The organism is Streptococcus sp. VTCC 12886 (assembly GCF_049893425.1).
In the GTDB taxonomy this organism is placed as follows: domain Bacteria; phylum Bacillota; class Bacilli; order Lactobacillales; family Streptococcaceae; genus Streptococcus; species Streptococcus suis_AA.
In genome coordinates this window covers 54,296-69,962 of sequence record NZ_JBMVJB010000008.1, presented here as the reverse complement: position 1 = coordinate 69,962, position 15,667 = coordinate 54,296, and the positions used below count along the sequence as shown (strand labels likewise).

Genomic DNA, 15,667 nt, shown 5'->3' with positions numbered 1-15,667 from the left:
AAATTAACAGTGGTTGCACCTATTCCTATCATGCTTCCATCTTCACCACGATAGTATACATGAACTTGGTAGTTTCCTACCTCACTTTTATGATTTACTTTGTTGACAGTTAATTTGTAACTTCCATCCGATTGTTGATTGGCTTCATACCATTTGATATCATCCTGACCACCAGCTTCTGTCCAGGTTGGTACGTAAACTTTTGTGAGACCACGAGGAGCTGTTATATTGGAAATTGTTACATCAAAGCTTCCTGTTTGTGAATCAACATTAGAAATTGTAACCGTACCGCTCGCCTTCACATCTACCACAATTTCATTCAAATATACCATTTTGCCATTTCGGTTTACGTATGTATGAATGTTATATTTGCCGTAGTCTCTATGTTTTCTTAAATCTGCATAAGCAGCACCAGTTTGGTCAGCATTATACCAAACAATATCATCTTGACCATTCTCATCTGACCACACTGCAAATTTAATGACTTCACCACTATTGATAGAACCAGTATATTTTAGTTCTAGCGTCTGGTCAATTTGACTTGCTTTTGTAACAGCACTAGTTTGGGTACCAGAATTTGTTGCAATACGCATCAACGAAGCCGAACGTAATTGGCTACCAACTGAACTTGTAGTCTGTGTTGAAGTCAGTGTAGAAGCGGTCGTTGCATTCGATGAATCAGTTACAGTCGCCGCCAATGAAGAATTTGCAGTACTAGAACTTTGTGTCTCGCTTGCTGAAGATGAAGAATCTTTCTCAACACTATCGACTACTGTCCCAGATGAAACAGGTTTTGATGCTTCTGTTGCGCTAGTGTTTTCAATCAAATCGCTGTCATCATCCGTATTTTCAGCTACTTTAACCCAGTTGAACGAATAATCATCTAGATTATGAGCACTACCATCAATAAGGTTGACTGTTAAAGCCAAAGTAAAGGTACGATCTTCGTCGGAAAAACTTGATCTATCTAAATAGGCCACATATTGACCACTAGCATCAATCGTAAAAGCTATCGTTTTTCCAGTATTCATTTCTGACTTAAACTGACCAGTTACTCCAACGATTTCTCCAGTAATATTTGAAAGAATCGCCTTAATTTGGCCAGCTTCCTCAACAACAGTTAATTGGCCGCCAGTTCCAGGCAAATTAGGTACAGTGACAAGCTGACTTGGAGCTTCCAAACTGTCTGCATGAACAACATATCCACTTAAAGCGACCGCGCATACGGATAAGAAAAATAATGTCCTTTTTTTCACTTTCTCCTCCTCAAATCCCATATTCAAATCTATATTCAAAACACAACCAAACGATAACTGGATCATTAGGAAAATCGTAAAAATACTAAATCTGCAAAATAAATTATAGCACAATATGGAGCATTAAAACAATATTACAATTTTTCATTTTTGTGACAATTTATCCCAATTATAAAAGAAGACGACTTTTTGAAAAATCGTCTCGTTTCCTTCTAAATGAAGGATATTCTATTTCTTCCCTTGCTTATAAAACTCTTTCAAGGCTTCTTGCCATGTCGGGATGACAAATCCTGTTGCCTTTGCCTTATCCAAGCTCATGGTTGAGTTGAAAGGACGCTTAGCCTTGGCTGGGAACTGGCTAGAGTCCACTGGCAATACCTTGGTGTTGGTATCCTTGAGGATTTCTGTCGCAAAGTCAAACCAAGTTGTGTCCTCAGTCGCATCATTTGACAAATGATAGTAGCCAAATGCTTGCTTAGTATCCACTAAGTATACCATAAATTCGGCAAGAGTACGTGTCCAAGTTGGACGGCCATGTTGGTCATTGACTACTGTTAATGTGTCTCGAGTTTGAGCAAGATTTTGCATGGTGAAGACAAAGTTTTTGCCATAGTTACCAAAGACCCAAGCTGTACGCACTGTGTAGAACTTGTCTGCAAATTTCTCAACCGCTTCCTCACCCAAACGCTTAGTACGACCGTATTCAGATTGCGGATCTGGTTGGTCATCTACTTGCCATTCTTGACCGACTGGCAACTCACCGTTGAAGACATAGTCTGTTGAGATATAGACAAGGGTTGCACCGTATTTAGCTGCTGCCTTGGCAACATTTTCAGAGCCTGTTACATTAATTTTGTAGTTAAGCTCCTTGCCTTCATCTTCAGCCATATCCACAGCTGTGTAGGCTGCACAGTGGTAAACAACACTTGGTTTTACTTCCGCAAAAAAGGCATCAACCTTTTCCGCATCCGTGATGTCCATTTCTGCTACGTCAGCAGCCACATACTCAACACCACGTTCATCTAATAAGTAACGCAATTCTGTACCCAACTGACCATTCGCACCTGTAATTAATATCATGTATACTCCTTATTTTAAGAAAGGCTTGGACAAAAGCCCAGCCTTCCATTTCTTATTTAAGCACTTCTTGTGTCTTCGCATAGTTAGCTTCAACAGCTTCTTTTTCAGCCTTCCACCAGTCTTGGTTATTTGTATACCACTGGATCGTTTCTTCCAAACCTTGAGAGAAGTCTGTAAATTGTGGTGTCCAACCAAGCTCGTCACGAAGTTTGCTTGCGTCAATAGCATAGCGCAAATCGTGTCCTGCACGGTCAGTCACGTGGTCGTAAGCATCTTTTGGTTGACCCATTTTTTCAAGAATCAATTCAAGCACTTCTTTGTTATTCTTCTCACCGTCAGCACCGATCAGGTAAGTTTCACCCATACGGCCTTTCGTCAAGATAGCCCAAACACCAGTCGAGTGATCGTTGGTATGAATCCAGTCACGGACGTTTTTACCTTCACCGTAAAGCTTTGGCTTGATGCCTGCCAAGATGTTGGTGATTTGGCGTGGGATAAATTTCTCGATGTGCTGATATGGACCGTAGTTGTTTGAACAGTTGGAAATCGTTGCTTTAACACCAAATGATCGCACCCATGCTTTGACAATCAAGTCTGATGCAGCCTTGGTTGATGAATAAGGAGATGATGGGTTGTATTTTGTTTCTGATGTGAATTTCTCTCCTGGACCTTCCCCATGACCTGGTAAGTCTTCGCGCAATGGAAGATCACCATAAACCTCATCTGTTGATACATGGTGGAAACGGATGTCGTATTTACGAGCCGCTTCAAGAAGAGTATAGGTACCGATAAAGTTTGTATGGATGAATGGACTTGGATCGTTGAGAGAGTTGTCGTTGTGGCTTTCTGCCGCATAGTGAACAATGGCATCTGCCTTAGCAGCCAATTTGTCAACCAACTCAGCATCAGCAATATCACCAACAACAAGCTCTACTCGGTCACCAAGGATAGCTTCAATATTAGCCCTGTTTCCTGCATATGTTAATTTATCCAACACAGTCACATGGACTTCTGGATGGTTATTGTAAACATAGTGTACGAAGTTGGAACCGATAAAACCAGCTCCACCAGTTACGATAATATTTTTAAATTGAGACATTTTTTTCTCCGAAAAGTTTTTTCTTTTTTGTGTGTCATCTTATGTAGTGGGGTCGTAAGCAACCACCAAGGTGTTTCATTACTAAACCATGAGCCTAAGGTCTCATGGTTTCCCCCCTCCTTAGCAAAGCAAAGGAGCTTCTCACTACGGCGATGACACACGGAGTGGCTCGCTTTGCTCGCCCTCTTGCATTACCAGACTACTTCAAGATTTCTTTTTAGTAAGCAATCTTGGTAGAGTCTCTTTATGTAATTTGTCTAAGTGACCAAAGACATTGAAAAGAGGCTTAAAACATTAGAGGTCCTCTTTTCTCAAAGGCTTAACGTCCTTGAGGCGTGGGTGGTTTTTATCTGCTTCTGAGACTTCTGCTTCTTCTAGGTTTTCCCATTTAATGTCGAGACTAGGGTCAGCGTAGTTGACAAAGGCATATTTAGGCTTAAGTTCCAAAGCCCAATAGTCATTAACCAAGTAACTGTATGATACAAAGTCTGATAAGACTTGGAAACCATTGGCTACACCACGTGGAACAAAGATCCCTTTAGAAGCGTCTATAATAGTTTGATAGGCATTCCCAAAAGTCTCACCCTCTCGAAGATCGACCCAAGTTCCCAAGACCTTACCACCGTCCGCCACAGAGATGTATTTATCCCAAGGCTCTGCGTGAAGACCACGAAGAACGTTTTTGCGGGAGAAGGAAACGTTATTTTGTAATTTTCCTTCTGCAAAAAAGCTTTCTGGGAAGCCGAGTGGCACCATTTTTTCCTTTTGGAAGTTCTCCTTGAACCAGCCACGGTTGTCGCCATGAACTGGAATGTCAAATTCTAACATCCCTGTAATGCCTTCAACTGGACGGGTTGCGAGTGTTTTTCCGAAAAAGTTTTCTGTCATTAAGCTTCTCCAATCAAACGGAGCAAGTATTGTCCGTATTCATTTTTCTTGAGTGGCTGTGCCAATTCGTACACTTGTTCTTTTGTGATGTAGCCCATGCGGTAAGCAATTTCTTCCAAGTTTGCCACTTGAACGTTTTGCAAACGTTGAACTGTTTCGATGTACTGTGCAGCTTCCAAGAGACTTTCATGTGTACCAGTGTCCAACCATGCAAATCCACGTCCCATGAGCTCTACTGACAAATCACCACGATCTAAGTAAGCCTTGTTGACATCAGTGATTTCCAACTCACCACGAGGAGATGGTTTAATATTTTTCGCAATCTCAACGACATCATTGTCATAGAAATACAAACCTGTAACCGCAAAATTTGATTTTGGATTCTCAGGTTTTTCTTCGATAGAGATAGCATTCATATCTGCGTCAAACTCAACAACACCAAAGCGTTCTGGGTCTTTTACTTGGTAACCGAAGACAGTTGCTCCTTTGTCTTTGCTTGCGGCACGTTGCAACATCTTGGTCAATCCATTTCCATGGTAAATGTTATCCCCCAAGATAAGGGCTACATGGTCATCACCGATGAATTCTTCACCGATAATGAAGGCTTGGGCCAATCCATCTGGGCTTGGTTGTTCTGCATAAGAAAGAGAAATTCCAAATTCAGAACCATCACCCAACATATCCTTAAATCGAGGTAGATCCTGAGGAGTAGAAATAATTAAGATTTCTTTAATCCCAGCCAACATGAGTGTTGACAGTGGGTAATAAATCATTGGTTTGTCATAAATCGGCATCAGCTGCTTAGAAGCTACGCGTGTCAATGGGTAGAGACGAGTCCCAGACCCACCTGCCAGAATAATACCTTTCATATAAGAGTACCTTCCATTAATTAATATCAGTTCATTATACCATATTTTTCACTATGATGTCATAAGAAAAAAGTCTGGCAAGCAGACTCATTCATCATTTGTTGTATTTTACCCCAAAGCAACATCTAGAATCATCATGATAATAAAACCAGCCATGAGTCCCAATGTTGCAATATCCGTATTGCCATTTGTGTGTGATTCTGGAATAAGCTCCTCTACGACAACGAAGATCATTGCACCAGCTGCAAAGGAAAGGGCGTAAGGTAAAATAGGGGTCATAAAGGTAACTGCAAAGGCGCCAAGTACAGCCGCGATTGGTTCGACAATAGCAGACATTGAACCCCAATAAAAGGCCTTCCAACGCGATGCACCGTCTGTACGAATCGGAATAGCCAAAGCTGCTCCCTCCGGAATATTTTGTATACCAATACCAAGAGCCAATCCCAAAGCTCCTATAAATGCTGCTGAGCTATTATTAGAAGCAAGGGCACCAAATGTGACACCAACAGCTAAGCCTTCTGGGATATTATGAATGGTAATGGCCAAAAATAAGAGGGCAGTCTTTGATAATTTTTTTCGCTCACGCTCAACTCCACCCTCAGCTTCCTCTTTGTCATTACCTAAATGCAAATGTGGAACACCTGCGTCAACCAAACGTAAAAAGATTCCACCTGCTGCAAATCCAACTGCCGCAGGAATCCATGCAAGATTGCCATAAAACTGCTCAGCATAACTAATTGAGGGAGCAAGCAAAGACCAAAATGACGCAGCAATCATAACACCTGCTGCAAAGCCTAGCATGATATCCAACAAACGCCGACTGACCGTTCTAAAGAAAAAGACAACTGCAGAGCCGACAATCGTGCAAAACCAAGTAAATAAACCTGCCAAGAGAGCCTGTAAAACCACAGGCTGGTGTGTAAACCAATTCATAACGACTTCCATTCTCTAAATTAACCCAACATATTACAATAATTAGGATACCCTAATTATCAAAAAAAAAACAAGCTTTTTTTCAAAAAAAGCCACGCAAAAACGTAGCTTGACTGTTTATTTTTGATGTAAGCTAAAGTCAGGACACTGATTATAAATGTCTGAATGGATTGGTCGAAACTGTCGATGCAAAGATCTCCACTTCCCAACCTTCTTCCTTTTTCCAAGTTTCCAATAAATCAGCAACTCGCTTGATAAATAAGGCTTCGATGTGATGCCCTGGATCAATAGCCAGCAACCCTTTTGTTAACATGTCTTGACCTGTGTGGTAATAGATATCACCGGTGATGTAGACCTCAGCACCCTTATCAAGAGCTGTCTGATAATAAGAGCCTCCGCTCCCACCACAGATTGCAACTCGACTGACATATTGTTGTGCCTGATGGCCATAAGTCACTAGACGTACAGCATCAAGACCAAAGACAGATTTAACTTTCAAGGCCAATTCTTCTAGTGTCTGCTCTGCTATAGTTCCAACACGACCAAGTCCTTGACCCACTGATGTCTCCAGTAAATAAGTTGTATCATAGATACCTAACAACTCGCAAAACCAATCGTTAAGCCCACCATTCACTACATCAATATCAGTGTGACTAACATAGACCGCAATATCATGTTTAATCAAGTCCAGATACATCTTCGTCTGTGGATTGTCAGCCACTAAATCCTTTATTGGACGAAAAATTGGAGCATGCTTGACGATAATCAGGTCTATCTGTTTATCAATAGCCTCTGCCACAGTCGTCTCACGGATATCCAAGGTGACCATTACTCGCTGGATTTCCTTGTTCAATGTTCCAATCTGCAAACCAGTTACGTCACCCTCCATGGCCAAAAATGGCGGACAAAAGGATTGGTAACGCTCAATGACGTTCTTTGCCAACATGAAGAACCTCCTTTATTTGATCCATTTTTTGGGAAATAGCGGAGCGATCACCCTGGCGTTCATGAGGGACTTGTTCCAAAGCCATACTCAGCTTATCCAACTCCTTAAGCCACTTTTTCTGAAAAACAGGGGAATGTTTGATTGATAAGAAAGGACCAAAGCGCAATTGAGTAGCTGTCAAGTCCATTGAACCTTTTTGTGCTACCAGAATCTCATAAATCTTATCGTTCTCTTCTACAATCTCCTCAGCAATAAGCTTAAATTGATTCTGAACCAACCAATTCCGAACATCATCTTCTCGATTGTTCGGTTGTAAAATGAGCCGTTCAACCGAACCCAACTTTTCTTTTCCAGCTTCTAAAATATCGGCAATTAAACGCCCTCCCATACCAGCAATTGTCACCGCTGAAATCTGGTCTTGTTCTTCTACGGCAGCAAGCCCATTGGCCAGTCGAACCTGAATCATATCAGACCGACCTGCCAGCTCAACATTCTGGAGTGCTGACTGGTAGGGACCTTGAACGACCTCACCAGCAATGGCAAAATCAATACGCTTCTGCTCTACCAAAAAAAGAGGGAGATAGGCATGGTCACTCCCTACATCAACTAATCGTGCCCCTTGTGGCACAAAATCTGCGACTGTTTCTAGTCTTTTTGATAATTTTGTTTCCATATTACTCTTTCCAGAGGTTCATTGCATCAAGAAAATCACTGGAGACAGTTACATTCTTAGGATTCTGGATGTCTCTATCTATATTTTTAGCTTCTACCTGTGCCACTGTTGTTATTCCTTCACGTCGCCAGTTTCGCAAAATAGCTTGGATATATTTCCAATTGGTTTTGTTGTTAAAAACAGCTTCTTTCAAAGCAGCTCGAACCAAGTCAACAGAAGTTTTATCATCTTCAACCGTTTTTTGTAAATCTTCAATTTCAAATGGGGATAGGAAACGACCCAACTCCCTTTCAAAATCTCCAACCAAGGTTTTCAAATCATTTTCAGTCCGAACCATTTCAACAGGTTGTTTTGCTTCTAATAGCATATCTAATTTCTCAAGTGCAGGTAGTGCATCAAAAATCATTTCGATTTCTCCTGCGATACTGATCGTTTTAAATTCTAATAGCCCAGCTTCTTGCAGGTTCTCAATTGCTTGATTGACTCGTGCCACTGTTTTTCCTGTGGCCTGAGCGACTTCACTAGGGGCTAAAGATTCCAAATGTGAGGTATTTTGATAAAAGAAAAACTGCCAGATGAGAAAATCATCTGCTGATGAAAATAATTCTTTGTAGTGAAACAAAAGAGCTGCAGGAATGACTACATTCCCTTGTCGAAATTGCTGTGAGTAATTCATATATCCTCTTTATAGACTCGCTGAAAGGGCAGAATCTTCAAATAGTTTCCAGTCATACGGTGTTTCTTGATAGACCGCGTAGTTTATCCAATTAGTAAAAAATTGAGCAGCAGGCAAATTCCATGAAAGGGCAGGTCTGGTTGATGGGTCATCATTTTTGAAATAATTCTCAGGGATATGTGGATTTTTTCCAGCTAAACAGTCTCGCTGGTATTCTTTGGCAAGGGTATCGCGATCGTATTCCAGATGACCAAAACTATAGACTTCACGCAAGTTCTTACTTGCCAAAATCGATAAGCCGACTTCCTCACCACATGAAAGAATTTCAAGGTTATTCAAATGAGAAATGTCAGCAGCCTTCACCTCTGTGTATCGCGAATGCGGCGATTGAAAATCATCGTCAAATCCACGCATCAATGGATTTGTATTGTTGATAACATCCTGTCTATAAACCCCTGAAAGCTTGCGATTCATATTATGTTTTTGTACTCCGTATCGAGCATAGAGTCCAGCCTGCGCTCCCCAACAGATATGCAAGGTTGAAAAAACATGATTATTCGACCATTCTAATACAGATACAAGTTCAGACCAATAATCAACTGCTTCGAATGGTAGATTTTCAACTGGTGCTCCAGTTACAATCAAGCCATCAAAATAGGAATCTTTGACCTGCTCAAACGTTTTGTAAAATTGTTCTAAATGGTCTGAATGTGTATTTTTCGACTCATGGCTCGCCATGTAGAGGAATTCAACTTCCAATTGCAATGGCGTATTAGCCAAAAGACGGAGCAACTGAGTCTCCGTCACAATTTTCTGAGGCATGAGATTTAGAATCAATATCTTTATGGGACGGATATCCTGATGGCTAGCACGGTCGCTATCCATTACAAAAATATTCTCTTTTTTTAAAATATCTACTGCCGGTAATGATTTTTCGATTTTAATTGGCATACTCTAACCTCCTGAACGATCTTATCTCTATTATAGAACAGGAAGAACAGCATTTCAATTAGAATAAAACTAGGCTTAGTTATAAGTTTTAACTATAAGGTCTTAAAAAAATTCAATCAAACTATGTTAATGACTTAATAGTGCATCAAGACCTTGTAGTCGTAATTTCCGATGGCTTCACGACCTTTAAGATCATCAAGTTCAATCAAGAAGGCACAACCAGCAACAATCCCACCAAGTCTTTCAATCATTTCAATCGTTGCTTTAACAGTACCACCAGTGGCCAACAAATCATCTACGATCAACACGCGTTGACCTGGTTTGATGGCGTCAGCATGCATGGTCAATGTATCTACACCATACTCTTTTTTATAATCAGCTGAGATAACTTCGCGTGGTAACTTACCTGGTTTACGAACCGGTGCAAAACCAATTCCCAATTCATAGGCAACTGGACAACCAACGATAAAGCCACGCGCCTCTGGACCAACAATCATATCAATTTGTTTATCAGTTGCGTATTGGACAATTTCACGTACAGCATAGCTGTAAGCATTTCCATCCGCCATCAATGGGCTAATATCACGAAATTCAATCCCCTTTTTTGGATAATCAGGAATGGTTGCGATGTAATCTTTTAAGTTCATTTCTTTCTCTCTTTAAAAAAATATTTTTTACTCTTCATTATACCATGAAATTGTCATTTGGTATATTTTCAGCCCTGACAAAGACCCTTGCTTTACTCATTACGAATCTTTCTTTGAGCTAGACTCATTTTTTCTAAGAAACTGTATTCAGTGTCAGTGGCTTTTAATCCAGTTAAAAGTGCAGACTAGGAATCCAACTTATGAATATCAGCCCTTAGTTGTCTACTCAACTGAGACACCAATCTCGCTCTGCTATTTCCAGCAAATGAAAAATCGCCATCTGGATTAAAATAAGATGTTTCCCAGCCGACAGGTGTCTTTCCTCGTTGATAATGTCGAATACGGGTGGGAGATAAATAGCTGGCTGTCTTTGCGCGCAGGACTTTCTTCCGAAACTGTGGATCGTGAGGACCAACTGGTGCAATATCGAGCTGAGTATGACGCTTATTATTAGCACTGGCATAGTTAAATGAAGCCCCATTTACTACGCCATTTCGATGAGGAGTCTTATCCAAAATCAAGGCGAACTGCCCCTGCTGACTGAGGATAAACTCACTGTGAAAACCAATGAGTACCTTTATATTGACTGGTAATGGTTCCACCTTATGGTTGCCAAAGCCCCGTTTATTATGCAAACGAGCAGACTCATTGAGACGATACGACCAGCGAGGTAAATGATTTAAATACGCCACCATAGCCTGCCAATCCGTACTTCCCTGTCCAAAATGCTTTCGAACCCAACTAGCCTGCTGATAGGAAATTAGATAGCGCAATTGATGAACTTGCTTGTTTAATAACTCAATGCGCGAAAGCTGTTGACCTGGAAAAGCTCGGTCTACCAGTCTAGCAAAGCATTGCCAAAAGGAATGGTGGGGAGGACAATCACAATCCATTTTTTCCACCAAATATGACAAATGGCTCTGGTGTAATTCCTCAGGAAAGTCTAACATCTTCAAGCTTTGGGCTATAATCTTTACTGCCCTCTCTCGATCCAACGAGTGACTTTCAGCCCTCAGCAATCTATAGTAGCTTTTGGAAGCAAAGAGAGCCGATTCTGTTACGAACTGATGAACATATTCAGGAATTTCTGCTTGGGGTAACTGAAGGATGGGCTTTAAAAAGACAGTTGCCAAAGCCCTTTCCGACCACCCTCTACCGCTCAATTCCATCAAGCCAGCGTGGACTTGCTCCGATTGCTTTATATGATTTAACAATCGATTTCGCCTATTATTCCATGCAACAAAAGTCAGTATCCCTATCAGACTGATGATCAACAGTATCCAAATTGTGATTAATTTTGTCCACATAGCCACTCATAAATTTCCTGAACGGTACCAAGCGCCATCAACTCTTGTTGCATTACGGTTTGTTTCAATTCTTGATAAATCTGACTTTCTGAAATTTCCCGTTTCTGCGCCTCTTTGTTGACCCGCATAACTCCATCCGTAATGGTAACAAATTCTAATTCTTGGAAAATCTGAATCATTTTGACCAAGAGACTGTCCTTAATTTTTAAGTAATCAGCCAAATCTTTCAGTTTGTAGCGGACATCAAACTCATCGAATTGGTAAATGGTCTTGTACAATTTAGCGAATTGGTCTCGACTACCATACCCATCTAGATAGTATGGTGTCGTAATTTCGTTTTTAAAATAAATGGCCTCAAATTCTTTTTCTTGGAAATAGCTGCGCAGACTGCTGATATCTTCTGGCAAAGTCGCAAGGACAATAGCAGATTCACTAGTCACTGGATGATTAATGTCCAAAATAGGAACATCTGCAGGAATAGGATGTTGCTTTCCACGAATATTATAAAGTTGAACACCATTGACCCGAGCATCAACCAACATGAGCTGAAGACTAGTATTGCCATTCCATTGATTGACAGACAAGGTAACAGCTAATTCTAACCCCTTGGCCTGTGAGAATTCCAAGGCTAAATTGCCCTTACCAAACGCAACCACATCAAATCCAGCTGCCCCTTTTGTAATCCGTAGTTTCAGGTGAGCATTGTTTTGTCCTATGGTTCTTGCTGACTCCACCTGAAAATTCTTGAGATAGAAGACAGGCTTTTTATTGTCCATACCATAGGGTGCCAGTTTTTCAAAGGATTTTAGAGTATCTAAGGTTAATTCCTCTAAATCCAATTCTTCATCCAAAACCAACGAAGACTTGCTAGATACATCCAATTTATTTTCGATAATGTAGTCAGTCAAGGTTTGAGCAAGCTCTTCGAGTTTGTCAACTGCCAAGGTCATACCTGCTGCACCAGCATGACCACCAAAAGCGATAAAGAGGTCCTGATGATCTTTAAGGGCCTTGAAAATATCAACCGCTTCAACCGAACGAGCCGAACCTTTTGCCTTACCATCTTCAATCGACAAAACGACGACAGGCTGGTGCAATTCTTCTAGTAGGCGTCCTGCCACAATCCCTAAAACACCTGGATTCCAACCTTCTTTAGCCAGAACTTGAAGAGGTCTATCTCTTCGGAACATGGTTTTTGCTTCATCGTAAATTGCTTGGACAACGTCTTTGCGTTCTACATTTTTACTGTCAATCATGAGAGCAATTTGATGGGCCTCTTCGTCATCAAAACCAGTCAGTAATTCGATGGCTGGATTTGGATCATCGAGTCGACCAAGGGCATTCAACCTCGGAGCAAGTTGGAAACCAACTGTTTCTTCATCAAGGCTATCCATATCAATGCCAGCTATTTTCATCAATTCTTGAAGGCCTGCACGTTCGGTCTGTTTGAGAAGCGAGAGACCATATTTGACCATGACACGATTCTCATCGGTCATGCTAACCATATCAGCGATGGTACCAATTGCGACCAAATCCAGCAAGTCTGCATGAACAGTTTCAAGAAGAGCACAGGCCAATTTGAAGGCTACACCGCAGCCCGCCAAATGTTTGAAAGGATAATTTCCCTCTGGATGCTCTGGATGTACAATCGCATAGGCATTGGGAAGGGTTTCCTGCATGGAATGGTGGTCTGTCACAACAACATCGACACCCATCTCCTGGGCATAGGCAATCGCTTCATGACCCGCTACGCCATTGTCCACCGTCACAATAAGAGAAATCCCATGCTGCTCGATAAAATACTTGTAAACTGACTGATTCGGCCCGTAGCCATCTGTGAAACGATTGGGAAGATAAACTTGGACTTCTGCACCCATTTCTTCCAGAGTTTCTTTCAGAATCGATGCCGAGGTCATGCCATCAGCATCATAATCTCCATAAATCAAAATCTGTTCGTAGTCTTCGATGGCTCGGCGAATCCGCTCTACCGCCTTGTCCATATCGTGAAGCAGGTATGGGTCATGGAGATCTTCTAAACTTGGTTGGATAAAGGAATGCAGTTCTTCTTGCGAATGAATGCCCCGCTCATACAACAATTTGGCCGCTACTGGATCCAGCCCTTCTTTTTTTGCTAATTTGATAAAGTGTTCATCAGAAAAACTGGTCAATAATTGCCAGTCATAATTGGGTTTGATCACGTTATTAACTCCTTTAATACTCATACTCAATGAAAACCAAAAGTAGCCTAGCTTTAACAATCTTGGGGAAAGTTGAAAACTAGAAAAATAAAAAACTGAGTTCGCGTCATAAAGCTGAAGATAGAACTCTGTCACATTCACATTTCAAGGTAACAGACTAAAAAGCTCTTGACAAGGGACAATTTTGATTTTCGAAGAATATCAAATAATTGAAACAATGTCCACACTGATAACATTGATTTTTTCGAGTATAAACTATCTTACTATTATACCATTTCCCAAGAAAAAAGGAGCAGAGGAATTCAACGATTGATTTGAGTCGCCCTGCTTCTTTCTTTGAAACAATTATTATAGTAAAGGTGACAAGATATTTAACAACGCTCCTGCCAAACGCTTATACCACGGGTAATTATTTTCAAAACCAAGTAAAGTAATCCGTTCAGATTGTTCAAAAGAATGCATGAAATCTTTGTGAATATCTTCTAAAACTTGGCGATGGTTATATATATAAAGCCCACATTCAAAATTGAGATAAAAAGATCGAAAATCCATGTTTACTGTGCCAACTGTTGCCTTTTTATCGTCGACTAAAACCACTTTGGAATGAACAAACCCAGGAGTAAATTCATAGATTTCAATACCGGATTCTAAATAGGTTCTAAAATCTGTTCGTGCTGCCAGATAAGCCATCTGCTTATCGTAAATATGAGGAAGAAGGATACGAACTGTAACCCCACGTTTCGCTGCATAGGTGAGATTATCAATCATTTCATCATCCAGAACCAAATAGGGAGTCATAATATAGATGTAGTCAGTTGCTGACTGGATCATATCCAAGTAAACCCGTTTCGCAACCTCATCTCCATCAAATGGACTTTCACCGTAAGCTAAGAAATAGCCTTCTGTATCTATAGTCTCTGTCTCAGCATCATGCGCTTCCTTTAAGTATTTCAAATCATCATTTGACTTTTTCTCATCATGATTCCACATTTGCAAAAACATCAAGGTAAAGTTTGATACGGCCTCACCTCGTATCATAATCGCTGCATCTTTCCAGTAGCCAAATCGTTCCTTTTTATTGATATATTCATCGGCAATATTGACACCACCTGTAAAAGCAACTTTTCCATCGATTACTGCAATCTTTCTGTGATCACGATTATTATGAATAGTTGACAGAGCAGGGATTATTTGACAGAAGACCTTTGTCTTGATACCAAATTGCCGTAGGGTTTTATAATAATTATAAGGTAGAGTGCTTAGCGAGTTCATTCCATCATACATAAACCGAACCTCTACACCCTGAGCAGCTTTTTCTTTTAAGATATCTAAAATAGAATCCCACATATAGCCAAAATCGACAATGAAGTATTCCATAAAAATATATTTCTCAGCTTTTTTTAATTCTTCTAATAACGCCTCAAATTTCGCTTCTCCAGATGGAAAATAGACTGCTTCTGTGTTGGTGTGTAAAGGATAGCCCACATATTCACTCATATAATGAGCTAACTTAAGTTGCTCACGGTCTTCCTTAGCCAAACCTCTCATTACTTTTTCAGAAGTCTTCCCATACAATCTCAATATTTCAGCTTGACGCTGAAAAGTCCTGCGAAACCGTCTGGTTTCAATGTTTGACTGTAAAATAAAGTAAAACAGAGCTCCAAATACTGGGATTCCAAGTACAAATACAATCCAGGTTAACTTGAAACTAGCATTCATCCGCCGATTAATAATCGAAACTGCTACAACTAGAGAAAAAAGTTGCATAACCGTCACAAACGCTGGGAAATAAGTTGCCGCTGAACTAACTGCCCACAAAATAACAAAAATTGTTAAGGCAATCAAACTAAGAACAATAAATGTTCGACTATAAATAATCCTCCAAATCTTTTCCATGTCATCCCCCCTTGCAAATTTCAACTATTATATCAAATTTTAGTCAAATATCCCACTAAAACGATGTATTCTTCCTACACAATCTATGTTTTTTCATTTACATCTACCTATTGTATCTAAATTTTGAAAATAAAAAACAGATACTTTATACAGATTTTGCTCATAACGAAGAAATCTTTTTATCTTGTGCTCATTACCAGGTATACTATGTAAAGAATATGACTTCACTATTTGAGAGATGGTTAAAC

General features: G+C 40.4%; 14 protein-coding genes. All 14 read right to left on the bottom strand.

The window, feature by feature from the left end:
* Positions 1 to 1,256, bottom strand: a 1,256-nt coding sequence (locus ACPC57_RS03885; protein WP_434066357.1) for a GBS Bsp-like repeat-containing protein, incomplete at its 3' end; no start/stop codon positions are given.
* A 228-nt stretch (positions 1,257 to 1,484) separates the two neighbouring features.
* Positions 1,485 to 2,336, bottom strand: a complete 852-nt coding sequence (rfbD, locus tag ACPC57_RS03880) for a dTDP-4-dehydrorhamnose reductase (RefSeq protein WP_130555031.1) — start codon at positions 2,334 to 2,336, stop codon at positions 1,485 to 1,487.
* 52 nt (positions 2,337 to 2,388) lie between these two features.
* Positions 2,389 to 3,435 carry a dTDP-glucose 4,6-dehydratase gene (gene rfbB, locus ACPC57_RS03875; RefSeq protein WP_217375037.1) on the bottom strand — a complete coding sequence of 349 codons (1,047 nt, stop codon included), beginning with the start codon at positions 3,433 to 3,435 and terminating at the stop codon, positions 2,389 to 2,391.
* Between the two features lie 294 nt (positions 3,436 to 3,729).
* The gene (locus tag ACPC57_RS03870; protein ID WP_434066356.1) at positions 3,730 to 4,323 is read right to left on the bottom strand and encodes a dTDP-4-dehydrorhamnose 3,5-epimerase family protein; all 594 of its coding nucleotides are present in this window, start codon (positions 4,321 to 4,323) and stop codon (positions 3,730 to 3,732) included.
* The gene (gene rfbA, locus ACPC57_RS03865) at positions 4,323 to 5,192 is read right to left on the bottom strand and encodes a glucose-1-phosphate thymidylyltransferase RfbA (protein WP_217375034.1); all 870 of its coding nucleotides are present in this window, start codon (positions 5,190 to 5,192) and stop codon (positions 4,323 to 4,325) included. Before rfbA ends, ACPC57_RS03870 begins: the two co-directional genes overlap by 1 nt.
* Before the next feature lie 108 nt (positions 5,193 to 5,300).
* Positions 5,301 to 6,125, bottom strand: a complete 825-nt coding sequence (locus ACPC57_RS03860; RefSeq protein ID WP_434066355.1) for a ZIP family metal transporter — start codon at positions 6,123 to 6,125, stop codon at positions 5,301 to 5,303.
* Positions 6,126 to 6,276: 151 nt separating this feature from the next.
* Positions 6,277 to 7,071 (bottom strand): Nif3-like dinuclear metal center hexameric protein, encoded by a 795-nt coding sequence (locus ACPC57_RS03855; protein WP_274504838.1) that lies wholly within the window; start codon positions 7,069 to 7,071, stop codon positions 6,277 to 6,279.
* Positions 7,049 to 7,744, bottom strand: coding sequence for a tRNA (adenine(22)-N(1))-methyltransferase (locus ACPC57_RS03850; RefSeq protein ID WP_434066354.1), 696 nt, complete (start codon positions 7,742 to 7,744; stop codon positions 7,049 to 7,051). Before ACPC57_RS03850 ends, ACPC57_RS03855 begins: the two co-directional genes overlap by 23 nt.
* A 1-nt stretch (position 7,745) precedes the next feature.
* Positions 7,746 to 8,420 carry a DnaD domain-containing protein gene (locus ACPC57_RS03845; protein WP_434066353.1) on the bottom strand — a complete coding sequence of 225 codons (675 nt, stop codon included), beginning with the start codon at positions 8,418 to 8,420 and terminating at the stop codon, positions 7,746 to 7,748.
* 9 nt (positions 8,421 to 8,429) lie between these two features.
* A complete protein-coding gene (gene metA / locus ACPC57_RS03840; protein WP_434066352.1) occupies positions 8,430 to 9,371 on the bottom strand; it encodes a homoserine O-acetyltransferase MetA in 942 nt (313 codons plus the stop codon).
* Between the two features lie 134 nt (positions 9,372 to 9,505).
* Positions 9,506 to 10,018 carry an adenine phosphoribosyltransferase gene (locus tag ACPC57_RS03835; protein WP_418127386.1) on the bottom strand — a complete coding sequence of 171 codons (513 nt, stop codon included), beginning with the start codon at positions 10,016 to 10,018 and terminating at the stop codon, positions 9,506 to 9,508.
* 185 nt (positions 10,019 to 10,203) lie between these two features.
* Positions 10,204 to 11,325, bottom strand: coding sequence for a DUF3114 domain-containing protein (locus ACPC57_RS03830; RefSeq protein ID WP_434066351.1), 1,122 nt, complete (start codon positions 11,323 to 11,325; stop codon positions 10,204 to 10,206).
* Positions 11,310 to 13,523, bottom strand: coding sequence for a single-stranded-DNA-specific exonuclease RecJ (gene recJ, locus ACPC57_RS03825; protein ID WP_434066350.1), 2,214 nt, complete (start codon positions 13,521 to 13,523; stop codon positions 11,310 to 11,312). Before recJ ends, ACPC57_RS03830 begins: the two co-directional genes overlap by 16 nt.
* A gap of 348 nt (positions 13,524 to 13,871) precedes the next feature.
* On the bottom strand, positions 13,872 to 15,419 hold the full coding sequence (gene cls / locus ACPC57_RS03820) for a cardiolipin synthase (RefSeq protein ID WP_434066349.1): 1,548 nt from the start codon (positions 15,417 to 15,419) through the stop codon (positions 13,872 to 13,874).
* Positions 15,420 to 15,667 lie beyond the last annotated feature (248 nt).

Bases quoted from the DNA above. Each gene is read 5' to 3' on its own strand.
- ACPC57_RS03870 (WP_434066356.1), bottom strand. From the start codon at position 4,323: ATGACAGAAAACTTTTTCGGAAAAACACTCGCAACCCGTCCAGTTGAA.
- ACPC57_RS03845 (WP_434066353.1), bottom strand. From the start codon at position 8,420: ATGAATTACTCACAGCAATTTCGACAAGGGAATGTAGTCATTCCTGCA.
- ACPC57_RS03860 (WP_434066355.1), bottom strand. From the start codon at position 6,125: ATGAATTGGTTTACACACCAGCCTGTGGTTTTACAGGCTCTCTTGGCA.
- metA (WP_434066352.1), bottom strand. From the start codon at position 9,371: ATGCCAATTAAAATCGAAAAATCATTACCGGCAGTAGATATTTTAAAA.
- rfbB (WP_217375037.1), bottom strand. From the start codon at position 3,435: ATGTCTCAATTTAAAAATATTATCGTAACTGGTGGAGCTGGTTTTATC.
- rfbD (WP_130555031.1), bottom strand. From the start codon at position 2,336: ATGATATTAATTACAGGTGCGAATGGTCAGTTGGGTACAGAATTGCGT.
- ACPC57_RS03830 (WP_434066351.1), bottom strand. From the start codon at position 11,325: ATGTGGACAAAATTAATCACAATTTGGATACTGTTGATCATCAGTCTG.
- ACPC57_RS03850 (WP_434066354.1), bottom strand. From the start codon at position 7,744: ATGGAAACAAAATTATCAAAAAGACTAGAAACAGTCGCAGATTTTGTG.
- ACPC57_RS03835 (WP_418127386.1), bottom strand. From the start codon at position 10,018: ATGAACTTAAAAGATTACATCGCAACCATTCCTGATTATCCAAAAAAG.
- ACPC57_RS03855 (WP_274504838.1), bottom strand. From the start codon at position 7,071: ATGTTGGCAAAGAACGTCATTGAGCGTTACCAATCCTTTTGTCCGCCA.
- cls (WP_434066349.1), bottom strand. From the start codon at position 15,419: ATGGAAAAGATTTGGAGGATTATTTATAGTCGAACATTTATTGTTCTT.
- rfbA (WP_217375034.1), bottom strand. From the start codon at position 5,192: ATGAAAGGTATTATTCTGGCAGGTGGGTCTGGGACTCGTCTCTACCCA.